The following is a 22,302-nucleotide window of genomic DNA, read 5'->3' on the forward strand; positions in this document are numbered from 1 at the left end:
TATGCAGAAAGAAAGGAAACACACCTACAACACGGGCATTATAGGAAATTGCTCCTATATTGCACACATAGACAAATCGACAAACATCAACTGGCTTTGCTGGCCTTCTTTTCAAGATTCTTTCGTCTTCGGCGGATTATTAGATAAAGGTTTAGGTGGAGAATTTTCTATACTTCCCAGCAACGGCATAAAAAATAGTACACAACACTATCTGGAAAACACCAATATCTTATGTACGGTGATTGATAGCGAGGATGGCACCTACCGTGTCACTGATTTTGCTCCCCGTTTTGAGCAATATGAACGTTATTACAAGCCACTGATGCTTATCCGTAAAATTGATCCTATTGTTGGACATCCTAAAATCCGTGTGAGTTGTGAGCCTGTATCCGATTATGGTCAACAGGCCTTTCAGAAATTTAGAGGCAGCAACCACATTCAATTTGAGCGTGCAGATGCAAAAATGCGATTGGCAACAAATATGCCTATAAGTCATTTTTTTGATGATATCCCATATGTACTTAGTAAACCAATCTACCTAGTGCTTACCTATGGAAGTCCGTTCGAAGCTCCGATAGAACGTACGTCAGAAGATTTTTTATCTCGAACTAAGCATTACTGGCAAAAATGGGTGAAGAATGCCTCTATTCCCCCCTTTTATCAAAAAGAGGTCATTCGATCTGCACTGGTTCTTAAATTGCATCAGTATGAAGATACAGGAGCGATCATCGCCGCCAGTACAACGAGCCTGCCTGAATTTCCAGGATCAGGCCGAAATTGGGACTACCGATTTTGTTGGCTACGGGACAGCTTTTATGTTTTGACGGCGTTAAGCCACATCGGTCATTTCGAAGAAATGGAGAAATATGCCTCCTACATTGCAAATATTACGCAAACAGATCGCGGAAGGCTTCAACCCCTCTATGGAATAATGGGCGAACATAAACTGGAAGAGCAAACGTTAGATTATCTGGAAGGCTATTTAGGCAATCGACCTATACGCGTTGGAAATCAAGCGTATGAGCATATTCAAAACGACGTTTACGGCCAAGCGTTAATCGCTCTGCTCCCACTCTTCACAGATCATCGGTTCCGTCATCAGAATTTGGCTTTTACCAAAGATTGGACTACTTTCATCTTAGATAAAATTGAAGCAACTATTGATGAAAAAGATGCGGGAATATGGGAATTTCGTAATTTTGAAAACCGCCATTGTTACTCAAACCTTTTTCAATGGGCCGGTGCTACCGCAGCTTTGAAGATAGCAAAACAATATGGTTTTGGAGAGATGGAGGCGAAAGCTTCCTTACTTCGAGAAAAGGCCATGACGCATATTGAAAGTTGTTACGACGAAAATAAACAAGCCTACACCAATGCTGTGGATGGCGAAAATTTAGATGCGTCTACTTTACAGCTTATCATGATGAATTACTTAGATCCATCCAGTGATCGTGCAAAGAAACACTTAGAACAGTTGGAAAAAGAGCTTAAAGGTGAACATGGTTTATTTTACAGATACTTACATCGCGACGATTTTGGAAAACCTAAAGCTACATTTCTGGTTTGTGCATTCTGGTACGTAGAAGCATTGGCTTGTGTAGGGCGTTTAGATGAGGCTCAGGAAGTATTTAAGCAGTTGCTATCCTTTGGAAATCATCTCATGTTATTCAGTGAAGATGTTGATGATCAAGATGGTAGTCAATGGGGAAATTTCCCACAGGCGTATAGTCACGTTGGATTAGTAAATGCGGCCTATCGTATTGCTATGAAATTAGATAGTCCTGTATTCTTTGAAAGTTTATATGAATAGTATTTACGGCTGCGATTAATAACGGGCTTCAATTTCAGCAAAAAAAAGAGGAGGTTAAATATGTAACCTCCTCTTTTTTCTTATTTCTATTTGTGATAAAAAAATAAAAAATAAACGAGGGCTAAGATGATCACCGTAATAACTATAGTCCAAGCTATAGTCTTTGCTGCGGGTTTATCATTTATTTCCTCTTGTGCGGAACGAGGGACCTCTGTTCTTGGCGTATGATCCCTAGGTTCTTCTGGATCGTATATCTCTGTATTGTTTTCCATAATACTATTGATTTAGTGTTCTCTTCTCTTTCTTATCTGAGGAACTTTCTATGCATTTGCATAAAAGAATCCAGTTTAAAATAAAACATCTTTAGGTCCTCCGATGTTCAGAATTATCCAATATCAGGTATAAACCCCTATTAAACGATGCGGAATAAAGCCGTTCATAATGGATACAGCAAGTAGATTACGCAGCAAAACAGGTAAGCCAATAAAAAACTTTTATCCTTCCGCTTGGTTTCTTTAAAACAGAATCAAAAAAGAAATATGACAAAAGATCATGGTAAACAAATTAAAGACGATGCGAAATATGAAGCACTGCGTAGGCAGGGAGAAAGTAAAGAGAAGGCAGCACGCATAGCAAATAGTACTGGTGCCAGCAGGCGCGGTGGAGGGGCTAGTCGATTGGAAAAAAGAACAAAATCAGAACTTTTGGGTGAAGCGAAGAAAATTGGCATCACAGGCACGCACAAAATGAACAAATCGAGGCTAATTGATGCCATTCGAAACCACTAATGCAATCTAGTTTTCGTATGGAAAAAATAGATGATGTTTTAGAGTTATCTCTTCAGGAAGCGGGCTTACAGTATGTCACTTGCGATCAACAGGGGTACCATAGGATTAGCAGTGGTAAAAAAGTACAATATATCAACAAAAAGGGTGAATTGATTCGAGATGAGCATGTCCTTAAACGTATACGTGCCTTGGTTCTTCCCCCGGCCTGGAGTGATGTTTGGATATGTGCCTTGCCAAACGGCCACTTGCAGGCAACAGGAATCGATGCAAAGGGGCGAAAGCAGTACCGCTATCATCCTAATTGGATTTCTTTACGTAGCAGTAAGAAATTTGAAGATATGTTCCTATTCGGTAAACGGTTACCTTATCTCAGAAAAAAAATTGTGCACGATCTACGAAAGAAAACACTGTCTTTAGATAAAGTATGTGCTTTAGCTATATCGATTATGGACGAAACATCTTTTCGATCGGGCAATCGCGTATATGAAAAAGAAAATGGATCTTATGGGTTAACAACACTTCGGAATAAGCATGTCAAAAGAATTTCCTCCAGCAAGCTCTTCTTTCGTTTTGTAGGTAAAAAAGGGGTTATACAGGAAAGCTTTCTTCGCAACAAGTCTTTAGTACGAATTTTATCACAGGTAAAAGAGATTCCTGGTCAGCGTTTATTTCAATATTACGACGCAACACATCAAATAAGAACACTAGAATCTGGCGATATCAATAACTACCTTAAAGAGGCTATGAAATTAGATGTTACAGGTAAGAACTTTCGTACCTGGAATGGTTGTATTCTTGCTTTAAGTTATATGGTTCAGTTGCCTATTCCTGACACTGTCGCACAAAGAAAGAAAAACATATTGCTCGTGATAGATCAAGTAGCTGCTGCATTAGGTAACACGAGGACAGTAACAAAAAGCCATTACATCCATCCTGCCATTCTGGATTTCTACGAAAGTAAGCGATTAGACAAATGGATAGTTAAGGCAAGCAAGGATGAATCCAATGATCTAAGAAAAATCGTTCAAAAAAAACTTTTCTCTATATTACAGGACAATTGAATCCCTTGATGTCGAATTGATTGCGGGTAATAGATAAAAAGCAGAACAATACGAATGCTATCGTTCTGCTTTATCCGATCGTTTAGCACCAAAATATTATTGTCGTCAGAATAGTCTGTTGGTAAAACTTAGCATTAAATGGAATCCAATGGCGAGATTTCAGATTCAGGAATCCGCTGATTACCTACTGGTATTGATTTAATATGCTCTAGATGACTTCTAAGCATAGGAATCTTTTCTGTAGCCCATGTTCGCAATTCGGGATCTACAACAGCATCTTCAGCTGAAGCAGCTTCTAAGAGCGCTATCCCGTCTCCATGCGATTTTAGAACTACTCTTTTAAAAGTTTCATCAAAATCATGATCTGCAATGGCAGCTAACGCATTTAAGATCTCTGCGTGATTCTCATCCAATCCACTTGGCAAAACAAGTTTTTTCGCGATAGCAGCTTGCTCTAATTCTCTTAAGAGTTTTGTGTGATCATTCATCAATAACTGTCCATACTGTTGGATATCTTTAGAATTTGATCGTTGCAATGCTTGATTTGCTAAGGCAATTTCAAAACGATTAGAATAGACAATCTGATTTAAAAATTCCTGGTCCATAGTTTGCCTGCTTGCAACATCCTGTGCATTCGAAACAGAGCTGTTCAGTATGATCAACCCCAATATAATCATACAGGTTATAAGATAATTTTTCATAGTATACTTATTTTCGTTAAACATGTTGTTACCTTCTTCATTCTCTTCGTATTACATGATTGAACAGTTTGTAATTTCGCAGACTCTGGATCCAAAAATTACCAAGATGATATGAAAGATCTGTTTAAACCGACAGCAATCAAAAACTTGCCTTAGTTGATAACGCAATACCTGCTCGCATAGCAGCGAATTCATCGTACTGATTATATAGGTCAGGTAAAGCAACAAAAGAGAAATAACTGATACCTTCAGACTCTTGTCTACGAATCAAATTTTCATACAAAGCGATAGTTGACCGAATATTCTCTTGGTAGCAATCGAGATAAAAACAGTCGACAGAATCTCTTGCAGCAATAAAACGTTGATGAACATCATTCCATAGCAAGGTGAAATCGCTTTCTTTCAACTCCATACTATAACCAGTACATAAACGTAAAAAATCCGGATGAGTCAGTGTATAATATTTTTTAACTCGTTTACAAACTGTTAAAATCTCTTTATTATCAGCATTACTAAGCATATATTCTGTCATAATCAAACCCTCAGTACGTAGTAAAACTAACTCCTGTAGTACGTCTGATTCTCCTGCCTTAGTATTATCTCTTCTTACTTCACAAGCGCCCAGTATAAACACAAGAGAGAAAGCAACAACACGCATATGTATATTGTTTTTAAGGTCGATTAATATCTTCCTTTTAAAAGGGATGTGTCTACAGGCTTTCAAGCTACAAAATATTAAATGGGTAACTATTTTAGATCATAATATCGCCATGGATATCTTCTTCATCTTTCGATCCTTGAATAAGGGATTTCAGCGCTTTGATAGGTGTCGGCGCATAAAGCTTACGATCCCAATAATGCCCTTCCAAAACCTCGACGCGTAGCAATATAATTTGTGGATCCTCTGGTCCCTCGAACCAACTATCAAACTGATCTTTCCATAATTCGTGTATTTTTTCCGTATCGTGCTTTACCTCAGCAATGCCATACAAATTAAGAAAAGTAAGTTCCTTTCCATTTTGCAGAAGGACGTGAACAAATGGATTTTCTTTGATTTCATCATCTTTGTGAGTCGTGCTTGATGTCATAAACCAAAGATATCCTGCATCGTCTACTTCAAGGATGTGCATTGGACGTACGGACATCGGAATTCCTGTTCGTATATCGGTACACAAAAAACAATTTCTTATCTCATCTACAATAGCGCGAACCTTAACTAAAGCATCTTGTCCTACTAAATTTTCTTCCTGTTGTATCATGTTCTCTATATTTTATTTCCAATTACCTATCGGCAATTTCTTTTATATAGAGAACTGCTAGTTAAAGAAAAAGTTCAAAATTGTGCAAGTGGTATACGAAAAATTATCTTCGAAAATCGGATGGGGTCATAGCGGTGAGGTTTTTGAAAAACTTTGTAAAACTAGCGTGATCATAAAATCCAAGTTCGTAAACGATATCTTTTATGGATCTATCTGAAATTTTAAGTAGACGTTTTGCTTCTAGTAGCAACCGATCTTTAATAACTGTTGAAGCTGGTTGTTCCAAATGTTTTTGACTCATTACATTTAAGTAATTTGGAGAAATATGGAGCTCGTGGGCATAAAATGCTACTGTATGTTTTTCTCTGAAATGTTTCTCTACTAATTTCTGGAATGCAATGATCAACGGGGGTATCGCTAGTAAAGTAAACTCAATGCCGCTCTCTTCCGAAAGTTTATCGAGTAGTAAGCCGATGAGTTTCGTTCTTGTCTGGATAATTTCCAACGATACTTTACGCGCATTAAGTTCGTACTGAATACTTAAAAATTCGTGGAGCAACGATTGACTAACGTCAGTCGGTAAATCCCACACAGGACGACGTTGATAATAAGCGGAAGAGAAACGTAACGATGAAAGCAAAGTCTGAAACCAAATGCGACTCACCATCAACTGGTATCCAAAAGCGCCCTTCTCGATGTGCCACTGATGAAGCTGGCCTGGAAAAATCAAATGTATTTGTTTGCTTTTAATCGTATGGGATATAAAATCTATGGTATGCGTCCCTCCTCCTTCTAAAAAGAAAATCACAATAAAAAAATCGTGTGTATGCGGTTTTTCTATTATATTTTCGCCAATAAGCTCATGAAATAAAAGATCCTCCTCACTTAGAGTACGTTCACTAAACTCTTGGAGATTTAAAATAGGATAATTTTCATGCCGTTGGATCATGCACTAAAATAACGAAAATTGACCATACCTGATTTGATGGACTGTAGAAATAGGCACAGGAAATCCTATCATTTTGCAAATGCCTAGGTCTTTTCGTCTCCAAAGACCAAATTTCCTTGATGAACCAACAACTTCACGTCGGAGATTCTCGCTACAGCTTCTGCGGAACAACTTGCGTCAAGAAAAGCAAAATCTGCACGGTCGCCAACTTTTGGCCATTGTTGTTCACCTTTATCTGTAAGTGGTAAAACGTCGGCAGTAGCAAGTCTTAAAATTCGTGACAGTTCCCATTCGGTGTTATATCCATAAAGCCTCGCCGCTAGGTTAGCCTTCTCAAGGACGCTTCCTGTACCAAAAGTGTTCCAGTGATCGACTATGCTATCATTTCCCGTAAATACCGAAACACCATATTGGTATAATGTAGGTATTGGCATAACTAGCCCACCAAATGGAACAGTGGAAATAATACCTATTTCTGCCTCTGCTAAACTCTCAGCTACTTCTTGTAATTTATTTTTTTCTAATTTCCCCAAAACAAAACAGTGGCTCAAAAATGTTTTTCCCTTTAGAATAGGATTTTCTAAAACCCGATTCACAAGATATTGCACCGTCTTTAATCCTGACTCGCCTGACTCGTGCAAATGAATATCAATACCTTTATCCGAGTCAAGGGCAAGCCCCACCGTAAAATCCATGGTTCTTTCCATATCACCGTCTACGCTTTGCGGATCAAGGCCTCCGATGAAATCAATATCCAATTGAGCCACCTCCTTCATCAAAGCCATGGAATCGGTATAATATACACCATGCTGAGGAAATGCAACTAATTCGCTTGAGAAGCTTTTCTGCTTATTTGCCAAAGCTTTTTCCAAATTTCTGAGCGAACGAAGTTTGGAAGTCGGTTCAATATTGACATGACTGCGAGCGAATGTGCTACCCTTTGATTGAAGTAATTCAATCAGACGCTCAGCTTTGTATGTGGAATTTTCGAGAATGTGAGACATTTCCTCTTGTTCAAGCGCAATCATTCCCTTGACACCCCCATTTCGTCGTCTTGTAGCACGCCAAGTATCTCCATAATAAGTTTTATCCAAATGGATGTGCATATCCTTAAAGGCAGGAAGCATCAGATATCCTTTTGCATCTATTGCATCAGCATGAGGTTTATTTTCATAAATCCCTGCTACTTTACCATTGGTGACTTCAATGAGAGCTAAAGCAGTTTCAGTTCCTATCACCTCATTATCATCATCATACACGAATCCAACTTCCAATCGTACATTTTTAATAAAAGAACGTACAGTGCTGTTTTTCTGAAGCAAATCTGTTTGTACAGCCAACGCCTTAGCATTGCCAAAAGTTAGTCCCGCGGCTACCACGGCCGTATTCTTCAAAAAGTCTTTTCTTGAAATCTCTGAACCTATATTCGTTGTATTATTCATCTTTCAAAATTAGCTATGCGACAAAACAATTACTTGTATAATTTATTCCATTATTTGTCTAGTTCATCTCTGTAGAGATTCTACAGAAATAAACTGTAACAACCATATGTGATGTTCTTCCCATAAAAGTTACAATTTGTTAATACTTTTTAATACATTCGTTCATGTTTTGTCTAGATATAAATGTATAAAATCAGAGATTATTAGACAGACAAGCAGCGGTAAAGAATTAATCAATAACATAAAATGGTAATAATCAACAACTTTGAAGAATATAAATCTTACGAAGGAAAGTCTTTGGGTTTATCAGAATGGCTTAAAATAGACCAGCAACGCATCAATAACTTTGCCGAAGCAACATTAGACTATCAATGGATACATACTGATGAAGAAAAGGCAAAGACGGAAGGCCCTTTTAAATCTACTATAGCTCACGGTTATTTGACGTTATCTCTTATCCCCTACCTTTGGAAACAGATTGCTGATGTTCGTAATGTGAAAATGGAAATCAATTACGGTATCGAGAATTTGAAGTTTGGACAAGCTGTACTTGTAGATAGTGAAGTACAATTACATGCAAAAGTAAAATCTATCCTGAATTTAAGAGGTGTGGTAAAGGCAACTATCGAAGCCACGTTGGCAATTAAAGATGCGCCTAAACCTGCATATGTGGGGGATGTAGTATTCTTATATCATTTCAACTAAAAATATTAAAGGCCGAAAGAGTAGATGCTCTTCGGCCTTTAATTGTAAGATTTTGCTCTTCTAATTATGCTTTTTTCGTTTGACGGAATAACTTCTTGACCAATGTTACCAGTATAACAACAAGAATTCCGGCGATAATTCCGACAAGAGATTCTTTGACAATCGAAGGCATATTGGGAAAAGCGTGATGCACTGCATCAATATTGTGAACAAAGATTCCTCCCGAAACCAACAAAAGTGCAATTGTTCCAATTACGGCTAATGTTTTAATAACTAACGGTAATGCTTTCACTAAAAGATGCCCCAACTTGGAGACAAATCCTTTATCTTGCGATGATTTTATCAGGCTATATCCCATATCGTCCATTCGAACGATTAGCGCAACAATGCCATATACACCAACGGTAGCCAAAATAGCAACTGCAGAGACCGTCAGAATTTGTACGGTAAAACTCCGATCCAATACTGTACCTAATGCTATTATAACAATCTCTACGGATAAGATAAAATCTGTGGTAATTGCCGATTTTACTTTTGTTTTTTCAGCATCGCCACTTTCCTCTACACTTTTATCGATGACTTCTTCGCCTGACTTTTTTTTATGAAAAAGATACTCTACAATCTTTTCTACACCTTCATAGGCTAAATAAAATCCTCCGAGCACTAAAGCCACCTTAATAGCTATAGGAAAAAAGGCATTCAACAACAGTGTAATGGGAATAATAATTAACTTATTGAGAAATGAACCCTTTGTAATTGCCCACAAAACAGGCAATTCTCGTGACGACAAAAATCCAGTGGCTTTCTCTGCGTTCACAGCAAGATCGTCCCCCAATATTCCTGCTGTTTTACGCGTAGCAATCTTACTCGCTACCGCTACGTCATCCATTAAAGCTGCTATATCATCTAAAATTGCAAAAAAGCCTGATGCCATATTTAAAGTTAATTTTTTATAGCAGTAAAAATATAAATTAAACGCGAGGGTTTCGGTCCATTATAAAAATAATATTTGGAATTTATACCTAAAAAAAAGGGATAGCATACGCTATCCCTTTTCATATTTCCTATATATAGTATATAGTTTTTTACTTCTTACCAAAGATTTTGAAGGGTTTGGCTTGTTTTCTTACTTTCAAATACGCGAACAGACAACCTAATGAAAGTACCAGGAAAAGAGCGTCAATGAAAAATATATCATGTGCTCCCCGTGAAAGAGACGACCACATCCACATTCCCGTTCCAATACCATTAGCAATAGGCACCCCTAAACATAATAAGATAGACAGAATCAATACATGCTTGTTCATCAATGCCAGATTTCGTAACACCATCAAATATACCCCTAAAACCAACCAACTGTAAAAATAAAGCTGATAGACCACAGATTGATTGATTACAGGAACAAATTTTAACGCAATGAATGTAAATGCTGTTACAGGCAACATGCTTAAGCAACCAGCAAGGAAAAAGTTTGAGGCCCAAAAATTAAACTTCCGCTTGTACGCAGGAACATTGTTTTTATCTCTCGCTACTAACCAAATCATAATGCCGGAGATGATAACCAGACATCCCATAAGACCTAGTGTAAAAAACACGATTTGGAGAGGTCTACCGCCAAAATCACCAAAGTGTAAATGATAAATTAGACTTTTAACACCATCAATGTAATTCCCATCTTCTATAGGAGACTTCTCTGCCAGAACTTTTCCCGACGCGATTTCTTCCAATGCATATCCAGAACCAGCAAAGGCAACTTTAGAATCTGGCTTGGCCTCAATGCCAACATGCATACTTGCATCTTTATAATTACGTATATAAATTCTCGAAATTTTACTTCCCTTCCATTTCTGTTCCCACTTCGCAACAAAGGCATTCATGTCGAATTCCCCTTGTAGAGCACTATACGTATAGTCTACCTTAATATTTTTGCTATATTGTAGTTCTTCATAAATTTTCTCACTATTTCCATCATAGAGAAGTTTACTAAATGGTGTGACAAGGACAAAATTTACGATTAATATAACCCCAGTAACGGCAAACACAAATTGAAAAGGAAATCCGATCACACCAAGTGCGGTATGCATGTCTGTCCAAACTGTTTTCCACTTACTCAACGGACGAAATAAGAAAAAATTGGTTTTTATCTTGTCCCAGTGAAGGAAAAGTCCGGTTATCAATGCAAATAAAAACAGAAAAGAAACAATACCTGCCAGAAGATAACCGAAAGGTGTTCCGATATTAATTGGGATTTGATTGAGCGGTGCGAGGAAATGTAAACGATAGAGAAACTCTCCCATGTCGTAGCCATCAGCATAAGAAGAAGGTGCTTTTTCCGCAAATGAGTACAGGAAATAAGCAGAATCTTCATCTCCTCCCCTGCGACGCCCACGTCCCCGTCCTTTTTTTTCTCCAGCCGGCTTCGGTTTACTTATCGTTGTGTCCTGCGACTCACTCATATTTACATATGTGCCTTGCCCCTGCTTCAATAAATAGAAATCAAAATTTCTGCCAACGAGATTATATTTAGTTGACAACGAATCCATCAAATGATTATAATCTGCGGTAACCTGTTCGCTACCCGTTACGCGACCTTTTTGCCAGGCTGTTATGCTTTCTTTAAAAAAAGAAAAGGATCCTGCAAAGAAAATGACATAGAGCAATGCAGCGATAATGATACCACTTATGGTATGCGTATGAAAATAGATATTATACTTTCTAGGATCCATGATTAAAATTTGTATTCAGCAAGTAAGGTAAAAGAAAAAGTACGGTCAGCAGTATATACGTCAACCAAACGCGCCAAACGTTTTTAGCGATAAAAGCCCATAGTAAAAGAAAGGCCCAGATAATGTAGCCAAGAATAAAAGCTGTTGCGATAACTTCCTTTTTGGGTAAAAAGCTTGTCAAAGCAAGGTGAAAACTAAGCATCACAGCATACCCTCCGACGGCCCCTGCTAAAATTTTTGCAAGACGTAGCCAAGGAGATTTTGTTAGATATTTTTTATTTGCAGGCATAATTTAGAAAAGCAATTCGATGGAGATACATACAACAAATGCGATGATAAGCTGTATTAATCCGATATAACGAAACGGAAAAAATAAAACGACAAAACATCCCACACTCATTAACATGACTATAGAAGCGAATATTCCGCTACCTACACCCAGTACCACGATACTCAACACTATGGCTACTAAAAATAAAAGAGTAGCTAAATATTTACTTCGTTTGGGTTGTGAAGATAATTGAATTAATAGACGATGTTTTTCAGGCCAACTTACACGTTTTGAGGTATTCATCCAACAAACAAAGCCTGCAAAGAAAATAAAACAGATAACGGTTATCATACAATTTAAACTGGACGGAAAGAGAGGCGATGTTGACCACCTCCCTTTCCTACTATTATTTTACAATAAAACTTGTTGTGATACCCTGCCAAGTAGATTCATATGTTTGGCCATGCCAATCTCCCGACACTTTCTGTGTATGTCCAAATTCAGCAACATACTTGCCTGGCCATATCGCGTCTATTGTAGCAACTCCCTGATCGTCTGTCTTATAAGTTTTAGACCAACCAGACTCAGACATTATTAAAATATCTTGATCTTTTAATGGAGTACCTTCTTTAGTTAATGAAATTGCAATCTTCTGCCCGCTTTTATAGCTCTTTGGAGACGCTAACAATTGATAAGCTAACTTTCCTTTCAAATCTTCTTTCACTTTTCCCACTTGAACAGGAATTTGAGAAGTGAATTCGTAACGCATTTTACCGCCTAAATCTTTTGTAGGATGACTTGTAAAAATCAAATATATTCCATCGCTATCTGGTGTAAATGCAGTTTCTAAGTATTCTCCTTTATCTTCAAGCTTTAACTTTACTTGAGATTGATCCGGTTTCAAGACAAACACTTCCAATTTATTTAAATCAGAGTACCAATCTGACGTTTTCTCGAATTCGGCTGTCGCATATTCACCATAATAAACACGAACGGATTGTTCTTTGCCTTTCGTACCGGCAGAACTACTTTCTAACCAAATAGCATGTGCCTGCGCCACATACTGTCCAAAGAACAAGCAAATGGTTGTTAAGAATAGGTAATACAATGATTTCATCTTTTTTCTTTTTATGTATTTAATAATTATTAATTAGTAACATATTCTCTCTGATCGCAACACTACGTCTGATGAGGCAGTCTCTATCCACAGAAAAAATCATTCGGCAAATATAATCAAAGGATTCATTATTTAGAATTAGTATAATTAAAATACGTAAATTTACAGATAACAACTATAAAAAAAACACTAAATATCAACAACTTAAACACCTATCTTATCGAAATCAAAAAAACAGTTACAGCTATTCTTTTGCGTATTTTTAAAACTATTTCCACACTTTTTCTTTCATGCGTTGTTATATAAATACACTAAAATAAATTGGTGCATTTTAGTTTCGAGAAATTAAGAATGATATAGAAATTAGAAAAATTTAAGCATATGAAACGTAACGCAACAGCCATTTGGACTGGCACAATCAAAGAAGGACAAGGACATCTGACAACCCAAAGCACAGTATTAAATGAAACACAATACTCTTTTAACAGCCGTTTCGCCGAAGGAGTCGGTACAAACCCTGAAGAACTTTTAGCTGCAGCACATGCGGGGTGCTTTACCATGAAATTAAGTTTAGACTTAACGGAGGCTGGCTTTACACCAGAGAAATTGGAAACACAATCGCTTATTACCTTAGAAAATGGTAAGATAACGAAATCTGAATTGATACTACAGGCTACAGTAGACGGAATTGACAATGATCAATTTCAAAAAATTGCAACCGGTGCAAAGGATAATTGTCCAGTTAGCAACGCTTTTAGTTTTGAAATCACATTAAGCGCCACATTACATACCTAAGCAAAATAGTTTGGATGATATAGCGCCAGTATACTCTATATATTTCCATTATTTTCATGATTTATAATCCTGCGTATTTTACTCAGGATTTTTTGTACAGTTAGGACATCATGTAAAGAAGACTTTCGCCTTAGCAACGTTATCACAAATGAAATAGGTGCTTCTCACGTAGAGTTACACAAGAACACAACACCTTTACTTACAACATTTTAATACAACATTAAAAATGTTACATAAAAAAATTAAAAAATATTTGCACTTAGTGTACATTTAACACTATATTTGTGTCATCATAATTTAGGTTTATAATTGGTTAGCTAAAGGTTTTCATTCTCCCCGTTTGAAAACCTTTTTTTATGCACATATGGCACGTTATACCCTTTTTTATCAAAACGTATTATACCCTATTGAGCATGTTAAGATTTCATATAATTGCTATTTTTATTTTCCCTATCAATTAAGAAGAAAGAATCAAAAACTTTCCCTGTCATTTTCTAGCTACATTTTCTATAATCGATGTTTGCTTTTTTAATCAACAAGTGATATATTCGTTATAGATTATTTGCGAACCAAATTGTTATAAACATATCATTCAATAATAATAAGTCGTACACTTTTTATGATTTAGTTGACTACCATAATGTATGGAATGTTAGCCATAACCTATTTTAAAGTTGATACAACGAGGAGTTTAAGGGAAGTCTAAAATCAAATTTTAACGTCGTGAGAAATAACATTATACATACGGTTTCGATCCTAATTATCCTATTTTATATAGGTCTTCATTTAATGGCGATGGGTGTATCTTCCAAAACGACGATCATCCTATTTAACTACGTATCATTTTCCTCCGGATTGTTACTCGTCTTAGGATCAATTGGTTATTGCGTCTTCAAATGTTCAGCAAAATATCTACAAGTCCTCAGTGAGCATCAAGAGAGCAGGAATATAGAGTGACTTCATTTAACTGAATACTAATTGATACAATTGCTTTACGGCTTATACTCATTAAGTAATTCCTTCGAGATAAATATTCAGAAATCTTTTTCCTGTACACTATCCTTTGGTTTCATTACATCTCAATTTAAGCTGTTCTAGGTATGGAAATCCAGAGCAAGCTGCGAAATAAATTCATAATAATCATACGAAGTGACTATATTGCGTATAAAATAAATTGACTTAGGCTTGTTGAGACAACCTAAGTCAATTTATTTTATACGGTAAATACAACATTCTCATTTAGGCGCGTGCGCAGAATACATGAACATGGCAAATCAAAAAGACCTTAAAATAGCTATATTGATCGATGCAGACAATGTATCATCTAAAAAGATTGAAGAAATTTTAAACGAAGTCAACCGTTATGGTGTACCGACGATTAAAAGAATTTACGGTGATTGGACTCGACCTTATGTCGAAAACTGGAAAAACAGCTTACTCATTCATGCCATCACCCCCATACAGCAATACAGTTACACGCAAGGTAAAAATTCGACAGATTCAGCCCTCATTATTGATGCAATGGATATTCTTCACACGGATAGAGTTGATGGCTTTTGTATTGTTTCCAGTGATAGTGATTTCACTCGTCTCGCAACTCGACTTCGGGAGTCTGGAAAATTAGTCATTGGCGTTGGCGAACGAAAAACACCTAAGCCTTTTATTGCTTCTTGCGACAAGTTTATCTATGTTGAAATATTAGAAAAACTAGTTCCAGAAAAGAAAACAGCTAAGAAAAGTGTAATAAATGTAGCAACAAAATCTCCTCGAGTCGAGGAAACCAATGTAACAGCATTAGATGAGGACACACTTCTAATCTTGAAAGATGCTGTCGATGATACGGCAGACGAAAACGGTTGGGCTTTTCTCGGTGAGATCGGAAACCTCATTATGAAGCGGAAACCTGATTTTGATGCCCGAAATTATGGATTTGAAAAAATTTCGCAACTCTTTAAATCGATGAAAGAGGACTTCGAGATTGAAGAAAGAACTACGGAGAAATCCAGAAACAAATTATATTATATCCGGAACATTATAAACAAACAAATCATAATAACGTCACCTATAGCTCTTCCTGAAGAAAAACAAGTCCAACCCCAAAAGGAGTTGAATACGACGACTATTCCTTCAAAAGGAAACAAAATAACGGCAGATGATGTCAAAAAGAATCAAATTAGAATTACGAAAGATCTCAAGCCGATATTTCCTAATCGAACGAAAAAACTAAAAATCATCATCAAGAATGAATTTGAATGCAGATTTTCTTTTCGAGGCGATAGATCTCATGTATTGAACTTAGGAAAAGAAGCTGCAATAGAACTTGGATTAGAAGAAGGTGCTTCCTTTGAGCTCTTAAAAATAGATGATCTAACTTTTAAAATAGAAAAAGTTGAAAAGAGTAGTTCTCTAGAAAACTAAATCTGTACATCATTAGCGGCTATGTAAAATGCCCTCTTCTGCAACTATAGAAGAGGGCATTTTATTTATCGAAGGCTCCAACCGCTAAGCGTTTGCTGAATAGACCACATCCTTTCGTAAATGCCATTTTCCTTTAGCAATTCGTCATGTGTTCCTCTTTCTACAATTCGTCCTCCCTCCAAAACCAAAATCTGATTGGCATTTTGAATTGTTGCTAACTTGTGCGCGATGACAACTACTGTTTTCTGTTTGACTAACTCTTGTATAGCACGCTGAATATAAACTTCATTTTCTGGATCTAGACTCGCTGTTGCTTCATCTAGAAGTACGATGGGAGCATCTTTTAGCAATGCTCTAGCGATACTGATACGTTGCTTTTGTCCACCTGAAAGTTTACAACCGCCTTCCCCTACTAAGCTGTGCATTCCCCCAGGAAGTTCCCAGGCAAACTCCAATACTTGTGCTTTCTCTGCAGCTTCTATAATTTCCACCTCTGTAGCTGATGGTTTACCAATCTTGATGTTGTTGTAGATACTATCATCGAAAAGATAGACATCTTGAAAAACCTCACTGATCAGTCCATAGAATGCGTCTTGATTTATCTCCCTGATATCAATCCCTCCAATACTGATGCTGCCGTCATTTACATCCCAAAAACGAGCAATTAACGACGCAATGGTTGTTTTACCAGAACCAGAATGTCCGACTAAAGCCAACATACTTCTTTCAGGAACAGTAAAATTTAGATCCATTACAGTAGGCTTATCCTGATAACCAAACGTTACATGGTCAAAAACTATCGTATACTTCTCAGGGGAACGAACGTGAAAACTTTCCATCGTAGGGTGTTCCATCACGTCAACTACACGAGTCAAACTTTCGTTCATATATTGTAACATAACGTAGTCAACCATAATGACTTTAAGAGGCTGATACAAGTTATATCCCAAAATAAGAAAAGTGATTAGCACTGGAATTGTTATGGTTTGATGATTTAAATAATACAATCCAAGAGCCAAAGCCAGAATAAATCCTACCTCAAAAACGATCCCTGCACATAAAATAAAAGGACCAGGAATAGCTTCCATACGTATACTCTTCACACGTAGTTCTTCTAAGGACTGATACAACTTGGCATGCTTATCTCCAACCAGCCCGTATGATTTTAGATGTCTGATGCCTTGTACATATTCCAGAAACCGAGCTCCCATAGTGTTTCTTGCTAAAATCTGCTTATGACCTAATTTTCGAACAAAATATTTCGCTGCTAACAAAAAAGGATAAACGAAAGGTAAAGCTGCCAAAAGACATAAGGCCAAACGCCAATCGAAATAAAATAAGAAGGAAGATAAGATAAGTGTTCCAAAAACGCCAGAAGTAATATTCCCTACGCTATGTCCAAAAATACCTTCAAAGTTTGCCACGTCCTGTAGCACAATAGACGCAATTTCTCCAGGGTCTCGTTTTTTGAAAAAACCCAAAGAAAATCTTTGTATCCGGTTTCCCAACTTGATACGTAAACCGTTAGCCAAACCATATACCCAAAGGTTTGAATGAACCATTGTTTTCGTCGCTACGATAAACTGTAGCATTAAAAGAACGAACATACACGTAACCACCGACCATACTTTGACAATATTGGGCGTTTCGGAAAACAATTCCCAAACAATAACCAACAGAATTCCTGAAGGTATTGCGACAAAAAGGCTATGCAGCACTTCCCAGAAGATAACTTTCCGCGTTCCATTTTTATCCAAAGCTGCAACATATTTTAAATTTTTAAGCATATGCTATTTCCTTAAGTAGTAGTTATTTTATATCGTAAATTCTTTTGCACGCACATGTGCATTCCACATTCTTTGGTATAATGAACATGAATCCAGTAGCATATCATGCTTACCTTGTGCTACAAGTTCTCCCTTGTCAAATAAAACAATGCTATCCGCATCAACAATCGTACTGAGACGATGTGCAATAATAAAAACGGTTTTATTTTGTATCAGCGAAGACAAGGCCTGCTGTATTTTAAATTCATTCTCGGGATCTGCAAAAGCGGTAGCTTCATCAAGTATCAGAACAGGAGCATCTTTCAATATTGCCCGGGCCAATTGAATACGCTGCTGCTCTCCTCCACTTAGATGTACACCAGCCTCACCAAAGTTCGTATTGTATCCTCTAGGCAATCGCATGATGCTATCATGAATTTGGGCAGCATTAGCCGCATCAACAATTTCTTGATCTGTTTTTTTCATTCCCATTCGGATATTTTCCAGAATAGTTTGTTGAAACATGAAGCTATCTTGAAAAACAAAGGATACCATTTCCATAAGCTGTTCCTGAGGGAAGCGTTTGATATCGATGTTACCTATCGTGATTTCTCCATATTGAATATCCCAAAAACGTGCGATCAACTGACCAACGGTACTCTTTCCTGCACCAGAAGGACCAACGAGTGCTATGATTTTTCCTTGCTCGGCTTTGAAATTGACGTCACGTAACACCCAGTCGTGCTTATTGTAAGCAAAACGTACATTTTTAAAAATCACATCGTAATGCGTTGGATTCTGTCTGTTAGCATCACTTGTTTGTATTTCTTTATACAATAAGCCATCAATTTGTTCCATACCTCGGTTAATGATCGATAGCTGCATGCCCATATTGCTTAGTGCAAATAGCGGCTTTATATAGCCTGTACCCAACATGAGAAATAATAAAAAAGTAGCCAAGGTTACACCTTGTTGAAAATAGAGGAATAATCCCAGCGCTAACACAGGCAACATGGCATTGCTGGTAAAACTCATAAATATGGCAAAGGCAGGCGTACTGCTCTTTATCCATTTTCCAACAAAAAGATTAAACGTTTTTACCGTTTCTCCATATTTTTCAAAAGTTTCAGCCGACTGTCCAAAGATCTTCATTACAGGCATTGCTCTAACGTATTCCACGATACCTGCATTCATATCTTCCAATGACTGGTGATATTGACGAATTAAATGCTTATTCCGCTTGCCGTAAAGTAATGGCAACCAAATCACCAATATCAATAATGGGACGAAGCTTATTAATGCTAAGCGCCAATCTTGAAAAAAGAGGTAGGTGATTGTTAGCAAAGGTAGCGCAGTGCCCTTTACGAAATCTGGAATTTGATGAGCAATAAAATTTTCTATGCGCTCCACATCATCGGAAAGTATTTTCTTGAGCGCACCAGAACTTCGAGCAGTAATCTCACCTAAAGGAAGCTTTCCCACTTTATCGACAATGTATCGACGAAGTTCAAATAATATATTATACGCTGCAATGTGCGATAAGACTCCGGATAGGAAAAAGACAAACATGCTCCCAAAAGCTCCCAGCACAGCATAGGATAGGAAAATGCGAATTTGCTCAAAATTAACCTTTTCCATAGTGAGTTCCTTCAGTATATAATAAACCAATACATAAGGGACTAAACTTAGTAGTGCGTGTAAAATTGCCAGAAGACCCGAAGCAAAAAGTAATAACTTTCGACTTCCAGCGAGCTGTAATAAGCGGGCTATACCTTTTTTCCGTTTCGATTGATTAAGTTCATCCATGAAAGTATATATTAATTAAGAATCGTTCTAAATAAAATAGTAACTTTGCACAAAGATAACTCGTGGAATGTTTTCATTGAATCCGAAAAAAGGAGTAAAACGTCCGCATTTAGCACTAATATTATGCAAGTACGTCTATACGATCCCGCAATGGGACATACCTTACTAGAAAAAGAATATCCAGACTCTTATTCGGTCGTCAGGAACAATGTGATAGAATATGATACTATTTTTAATCACCCAATCGGAGATGGAAGCTACAAGGAGATTTATTTTGACGGAGTGCATATAGGTTATGGTCACGCCAAATTAAAAAAAGAAGCCAAATTCAGCTTCGAAAGTGATTTCGAAAGCGTAGAAATGCATTTTGCCCTCGAAGGCAAAAGCCTAGCGAAGTCGCATAACTTTGGCGGAAAGGTTCTGTTTGAGGCAAATCAACACAACATTATCTATGCAAACCAAATGAGTGGAGAAATGGAATGGACAGATTCTGATTTTAGGTTGTTTGAAGTAAATCTCGCGCCAAAGTTCTTCCAAAAATACCTACCTCAGGAATCTGCTTTATTTGAGAGGTTCAATAGTACTATTGCAAAACGGAAGTCGGGATTATTACATAAGAACAATCAGTTGATAACGCATAACATGGGGCAAATCATCTGGGACATCATCCAGTGTGATCGTACAGGAATGTATAAAAAGATGTTCTTAGAATCCAAGGTTATCGAACTCCTGCTATTACAAATGGAACAAATGGACTGCAAAGAGGCTAATTATTCCATTAAGAAGGGCGATATAGACAAGATTTATGCCGTGAAAGAATTCCTAACGACACATTTGGATGAACAACATTCTCTTTTGCATATTGCCCACCGATTTGGAACAAACGAATTTACATTGAAAAAAGGTTTTAAAGAGCTATTCGGAACTACTGTCTTTGGTTTTTGGAATGATCTGAAAATGATTGAAGCAAAGAAAATGCTCCTTGAAATGGATATGCGTGTCGGTGAAGTAGCAGATGCAATAGGTTATCAAAACTCTAGACATTTCTCCACAGCATTTTCTAAAAAATTCGGAGTTTCCCCTAGTCGTCTAAAAAATAACCCGCTGAAGTCTTTAGAGGTCTATCAATCAGCCTAATATATTGCTTATAAAAAATACTTGTATCCGGAATCTCATTTTAACTCAAAGTGATAAAAGTGACGAAAATCATTTTTTGTTTTAGAAAAAATAGATTAGTTTTAAGACGACAAAAAATACAACTCGTCACCAGTATTTAACCTTAGCAGGGAAATCCTCATATCTGTTTTAGTTAAAGAAGATGACTGGGGCAGACAATTGAGGGATATGGTATTTGGCAACAATTCATATGCTGTATTACATGAAATGGTCAATGCTGGTTACATTGGCCTGCCAGACGCCTTTCCCCCTTTGCCTGTTTCTACTCTTGCTCTCCAATACAGCGACGACAGTCCCTAATCGGGTAAAAACTTCACGAATACCTTTCTGCTAGAAAAGTCTCATTTAAGGCTTTAAAACGTTAAAAAATGTTAATATAAAACAACATTTATACTATATAGATCGTATTCTCCGTTTAAACCGTAATTCATAATTTCATAATTTAGGTTAATAATTGGTTTGGTAAACACCTGAAGTTCCCCGCTTCAGGTGTTTTTCTTTACGATCTATTTTGCTGCTATACTTTATTTGGTCGCTTAATATTTAAGCATTATTTTCTGCCCGGTTTTGTTTTTACTTTGATGAGCAGCATCCATAAATGCACAAATTTCTAAGGTTTGGTGTATGTCAAAAGGCAATTTGCCACTATCAAAAAAATTAACAATGTTATTCAGCAAGTTTGTGTATCCCTCAAATTTCTTTAGGGTCACTATCTCATCTTGCAAGAATACAGTTCCTCCAAAATCCTGCTTTCCATTCTTGATAGCGCGCAACGTTGCATACCGTCCATCGTTCCATTTTCCTGTAATTAAGTCCGCATCCGCAGATGTACTACAATAAACTTCCTTACATCCTCCCCCCATAATACTGAATAACATTTCGACTCCGTGAATACCGTACCAATACAAATCTTTATGACTTGGTTCCAAAGGACAGGGCGTATAAACATCTGCTCCATAAACCTTTGATTTATCTAAAGCTTGGATATCTGACTGAAAACGAAGGGAGCTGCTGGAAAAAAAAGCAACTCCAAATTTCTTTGCCAATTCAAAGATCTGTTTCGCTTCTGTGTAAGAACTCGCTATTGGTTTATCAATAAATAGCATTTTACCCGATTTTAATACTTGTTTTACTTGTTGCAATCGGGTATTGCCATCATTCGTCAAAATCATTACATGATCAACTTCTTCAAGCAAAGCTGCAACAGAACTGACGATATTAATATTCATATTTTGTACTTCGCTCAAAAACTTTGGTATCCTCTCTTTATTCGAAGCAATGGGAGTATCATAAAACGGAAAAATGGCCGTAATCTGATACCCTAAATAAGATGTGTTAAATCGTTGTTCGAATAAGGTCTTCGAAAAAGCTACCGTATGCGAACTATCCAATCCAATGACTCCGATTCGCTTTTTAGTATTTTCAGAGAGAATAGTAGCATGTGCATTGGAACTTAGGAGAGATAAAACTCCCAACGGCAAGGCTATGTTAAAAAAACTCCGTCTATTCATG

21 protein-coding genes are annotated in these 22,302 nt (G+C 37.1%); 7 read left to right on the forward strand and 14 right to left on the reverse strand.

What is annotated here, in order from left to right; translation table 11 throughout:
* The first annotated feature begins 1 nt into the window (after position 1).
* Positions 2-1,810 carry a glycoside hydrolase family 15 protein gene (locus ACSZOX_RS11265; RefSeq protein ID WP_437920059.1) on the forward strand — a complete coding sequence of 603 codons (1,809 nt, stop codon included), beginning with the start codon at positions 2-4 and terminating at the stop codon, positions 1,808-1,810.
* A gap of 86 nt (positions 1,811-1,896) precedes the next feature.
* Here ACSZOX_RS11265 and ACSZOX_RS11270 read toward each other — a convergent pair whose 3' ends face one another.
* Positions 1,897-2,082: a hypothetical protein gene (locus ACSZOX_RS11270; protein WP_437920060.1), complete on the reverse strand. Its 186-nt coding sequence runs from the start codon at positions 2,080-2,082 to the stop codon at positions 1,897-1,899.
* 267 nt (positions 2,083-2,349) lie between these two features.
* Between ACSZOX_RS11270 and ACSZOX_RS11275 the strand changes: the two genes are divergently transcribed.
* Positions 2,350-2,598: a Rho termination factor N-terminal domain-containing protein gene (locus ACSZOX_RS11275; RefSeq protein WP_437920061.1), complete on the forward strand. Its 249-nt coding sequence runs from the start codon at positions 2,350-2,352 to the stop codon at positions 2,596-2,598.
* A 17-nt stretch (positions 2,599-2,615) separates the two neighbouring features.
* Complete coding sequence (locus ACSZOX_RS11280; RefSeq protein ID WP_437920062.1) at positions 2,616-3,659, forward strand: DNA topoisomerase IB; 1,044 nt, start codon at positions 2,616-2,618, stop codon at positions 3,657-3,659.
* Between the two features lie 134 nt (positions 3,660-3,793).
* Here ACSZOX_RS11280 and ACSZOX_RS11285 read toward each other — a convergent pair whose 3' ends face one another.
* From ACSZOX_RS11285 to ACSZOX_RS11305, 5 genes are all read right to left on the reverse strand, one after another.
* On the reverse strand, positions 3,794-4,360 hold the full coding sequence (locus tag ACSZOX_RS11285; protein WP_437920063.1) for a DUF4142 domain-containing protein: 567 nt from the start codon (positions 4,358-4,360) through the stop codon (positions 3,794-3,796).
* Positions 4,361-4,499: 139 nt separating this feature from the next.
* The gene (locus ACSZOX_RS11290; RefSeq protein WP_437920064.1) at positions 4,500-5,018 is read right to left on the reverse strand and encodes a hypothetical protein; all 519 of its coding nucleotides are present in this window, start codon (positions 5,016-5,018) and stop codon (positions 4,500-4,502) included.
* A 94-nt stretch (positions 5,019-5,112) separates the two neighbouring features.
* The gene (locus ACSZOX_RS11295) at positions 5,113-5,619 is read right to left on the reverse strand and encodes a pyridoxamine 5'-phosphate oxidase family protein (RefSeq protein ID WP_437920065.1); all 507 of its coding nucleotides are present in this window, start codon (positions 5,617-5,619) and stop codon (positions 5,113-5,115) included.
* A gap of 103 nt (positions 5,620-5,722) precedes the next feature.
* A complete protein-coding gene (locus ACSZOX_RS11300) occupies positions 5,723-6,568 on the reverse strand; it encodes a helix-turn-helix domain-containing protein (RefSeq protein ID WP_437920066.1) in 846 nt (281 codons plus the stop codon).
* 83 nt (positions 6,569-6,651) lie between these two features.
* Complete coding sequence (locus ACSZOX_RS11305) at positions 6,652-8,010, reverse strand: amidohydrolase (protein ID WP_437920067.1); 1,359 nt, start codon at positions 8,008-8,010, stop codon at positions 6,652-6,654.
* 246 nt (positions 8,011-8,256) lie between these two features.
* Between ACSZOX_RS11305 and ACSZOX_RS11310 the strand changes: the two genes are divergently transcribed.
* Positions 8,257-8,715 carry a MaoC family dehydratase gene (locus ACSZOX_RS11310; protein WP_437920068.1) on the forward strand — a complete coding sequence of 153 codons (459 nt, stop codon included), beginning with the start codon at positions 8,257-8,259 and terminating at the stop codon, positions 8,713-8,715.
* A gap of 64 nt (positions 8,716-8,779) precedes the next feature.
* Here ACSZOX_RS11310 and ACSZOX_RS11315 read toward each other — a convergent pair whose 3' ends face one another.
* From ACSZOX_RS11315 to ACSZOX_RS11335, 5 genes are all read right to left on the reverse strand, one after another.
* Entirely contained in the window at positions 8,780-9,649 is an 870-nt protein-coding gene (locus ACSZOX_RS11315; RefSeq protein WP_437920069.1) for a DUF808 domain-containing protein, read from the reverse strand.
* A 151-nt stretch (positions 9,650-9,800) separates the two neighbouring features.
* Positions 9,801-11,441: a PepSY-associated TM helix domain-containing protein gene (locus ACSZOX_RS11320; protein ID WP_437920070.1), complete on the reverse strand. Its 1,641-nt coding sequence runs from the start codon at positions 11,439-11,441 to the stop codon at positions 9,801-9,803.
* Entirely contained in the window at positions 11,431-11,730 is a 300-nt protein-coding gene (locus ACSZOX_RS11325) for a hypothetical protein (RefSeq protein ID WP_437920071.1), read from the reverse strand. The genes ACSZOX_RS11320 and ACSZOX_RS11325 overlap by 11 nt, the downstream gene beginning before the upstream one ends.
* A gap of 3 nt (positions 11,731-11,733) precedes the next feature.
* A complete protein-coding gene (locus ACSZOX_RS11330) occupies positions 11,734-12,015 on the reverse strand; it encodes a hypothetical protein (RefSeq protein ID WP_437920072.1) in 282 nt (93 codons plus the stop codon).
* 103 nt (positions 12,016-12,118) lie between these two features.
* Positions 12,119-12,829, reverse strand: a complete 711-nt coding sequence (locus ACSZOX_RS11335) for a DUF4198 domain-containing protein (protein ID WP_437920073.1) — start codon at positions 12,827-12,829, stop codon at positions 12,119-12,121.
* Positions 12,830-13,210: 381 nt separating this feature from the next.
* Here ACSZOX_RS11335 and ACSZOX_RS11340 point away from each other — a divergent pair, with 381 nt between their 5' ends.
* Both ACSZOX_RS11340 and ACSZOX_RS11345 read left to right on the forward strand, forming a co-directional pair.
* On the forward strand, positions 13,211-13,624 hold the full coding sequence (locus ACSZOX_RS11340) for an OsmC family protein (RefSeq protein ID WP_437920074.1): 414 nt from the start codon (positions 13,211-13,213) through the stop codon (positions 13,622-13,624).
* A gap of 1,266 nt (positions 13,625-14,890) precedes the next feature.
* On the forward strand, positions 14,891-16,042 hold the full coding sequence (locus ACSZOX_RS11345; RefSeq protein ID WP_437920075.1) for an NYN domain-containing protein: 1,152 nt from the start codon (positions 14,891-14,893) through the stop codon (positions 16,040-16,042).
* Between the two features lie 65 nt (positions 16,043-16,107).
* Here ACSZOX_RS11345 and ACSZOX_RS11350 read toward each other — a convergent pair whose 3' ends face one another.
* Together ACSZOX_RS11350 and ACSZOX_RS11355 are read right to left on the reverse strand one after the other, a co-directional pair.
* Positions 16,108-17,829, reverse strand: a complete 1,722-nt coding sequence (locus ACSZOX_RS11350; protein ID WP_437920076.1) for an ABC transporter ATP-binding protein — start codon at positions 17,827-17,829, stop codon at positions 16,108-16,110.
* Between the two features lie 27 nt (positions 17,830-17,856).
* Entirely contained in the window at positions 17,857-19,614 is a 1,758-nt protein-coding gene (locus ACSZOX_RS11355; protein ID WP_437920077.1) for an ABC transporter ATP-binding protein, read from the reverse strand.
* A 123-nt stretch (positions 19,615-19,737) separates the two neighbouring features.
* On the opposite strand from ACSZOX_RS11355, the gene ACSZOX_RS11360 reads away from it, so the two are divergent.
* The gene (locus tag ACSZOX_RS11360; protein WP_437920079.1) at positions 19,738-20,751 is read left to right on the forward strand and encodes a helix-turn-helix domain-containing protein; all 1,014 of its coding nucleotides are present in this window, start codon (positions 19,738-19,740) and stop codon (positions 20,749-20,751) included.
* 575 nt (positions 20,752-21,326) lie between these two features.
* On the opposite strand, the gene ACSZOX_RS11365 is transcribed toward ACSZOX_RS11360, so the two are convergent.
* A complete protein-coding gene (locus ACSZOX_RS11365) occupies positions 21,327-22,301 on the reverse strand; it encodes a Gfo/Idh/MocA family protein (RefSeq protein ID WP_437920080.1) in 975 nt (324 codons plus the stop codon).
* Between the last annotated feature and the right edge of the window lies 1 nt (position 22,302).

The organism is Sphingobacterium sp. LRF_L2, from assembly GCF_965644235.1.
GTDB lineage: Bacteria > Bacteroidota > Bacteroidia > Sphingobacteriales > Sphingobacteriaceae > Sphingobacterium.

Bases quoted from the DNA above. Each gene is read 5' to 3' on its own strand.
- ACSZOX_RS11265 (WP_437920059.1), top strand. From the start codon at position 2: ATGCAGAAAGAAAGGAAACACACCTACAACACGGGCATTATAGGAAAT.
- ACSZOX_RS11270 (WP_437920060.1), bottom strand. From the start codon at position 2,082: ATGGAAAACAATACAGAGATATACGATCCAGAAGAACCTAGGGATCAT.
- ACSZOX_RS11275 (WP_437920061.1), top strand. From the start codon at position 2,350: ATGACAAAAGATCATGGTAAACAAATTAAAGACGATGCGAAATATGAA.
- ACSZOX_RS11280 (WP_437920062.1), top strand. From the start codon at position 2,616: ATGGAAAAAATAGATGATGTTTTAGAGTTATCTCTTCAGGAAGCGGGC.
- ACSZOX_RS11285 (WP_437920063.1), bottom strand. From the start codon at position 4,360: ATGAAAAATTATCTTATAACCTGTATGATTATATTGGGGTTGATCATA.
- ACSZOX_RS11290 (WP_437920064.1), bottom strand. From the start codon at position 5,018: ATGCGTGTTGTTGCTTTCTCTCTTGTGTTTATACTGGGCGCTTGTGAA.
- ACSZOX_RS11295 (WP_437920065.1), bottom strand. From the start codon at position 5,619: ATGATACAACAGGAAGAAAATTTAGTAGGACAAGATGCTTTAGTTAAG.
- ACSZOX_RS11300 (WP_437920066.1), bottom strand. From the start codon at position 6,568: ATGATCCAACGGCATGAAAATTATCCTATTTTAAATCTCCAAGAGTTT.
- ACSZOX_RS11305 (WP_437920067.1), bottom strand. From the start codon at position 8,010: ATGAATAATACAACGAATATAGGTTCAGAGATTTCAAGAAAAGACTTT.
- ACSZOX_RS11310 (WP_437920068.1), top strand. From the start codon at position 8,257: ATGGTAATAATCAACAACTTTGAAGAATATAAATCTTACGAAGGAAAG.
- ACSZOX_RS11315 (WP_437920069.1), bottom strand. From the start codon at position 9,649: ATGGCATCAGGCTTTTTTGCAATTTTAGATGATATAGCAGCTTTAATG.
- ACSZOX_RS11320 (WP_437920070.1), bottom strand. From the start codon at position 11,441: ATGGATCCTAGAAAGTATAATATCTATTTTCATACGCATACCATAAGT.
- ACSZOX_RS11325 (WP_437920071.1), bottom strand. From the start codon at position 11,730: ATGCCTGCAAATAAAAAATATCTAACAAAATCTCCTTGGCTACGTCTT.
- ACSZOX_RS11330 (WP_437920072.1), bottom strand. From the start codon at position 12,015: ATGAATACCTCAAAACGTGTAAGTTGGCCTGAAAAACATCGTCTATTA.
- ACSZOX_RS11335 (WP_437920073.1), bottom strand. From the start codon at position 12,829: ATGAAATCATTGTATTACCTATTCTTAACAACCATTTGCTTGTTCTTT.
- ACSZOX_RS11340 (WP_437920074.1), top strand. From the start codon at position 13,211: ATGAAACGTAACGCAACAGCCATTTGGACTGGCACAATCAAAGAAGGA.
- ACSZOX_RS11345 (WP_437920075.1), top strand. From the start codon at position 14,891: ATGGCAAATCAAAAAGACCTTAAAATAGCTATATTGATCGATGCAGAC.
- ACSZOX_RS11350 (WP_437920076.1), bottom strand. From the start codon at position 17,829: ATGCTTAAAAATTTAAAATATGTTGCAGCTTTGGATAAAAATGGAACG.
- ACSZOX_RS11355 (WP_437920077.1), bottom strand. From the start codon at position 19,614: ATGGATGAACTTAATCAATCGAAACGGAAAAAAGGTATAGCCCGCTTA.
- ACSZOX_RS11360 (WP_437920079.1), top strand. From the start codon at position 19,738: ATGCAAGTACGTCTATACGATCCCGCAATGGGACATACCTTACTAGAA.
- ACSZOX_RS11365 (WP_437920080.1), bottom strand. From the start codon at position 22,301: ATGAATAGACGGAGTTTTTTTAACATAGCCTTGCCGTTGGGAGTTTTA.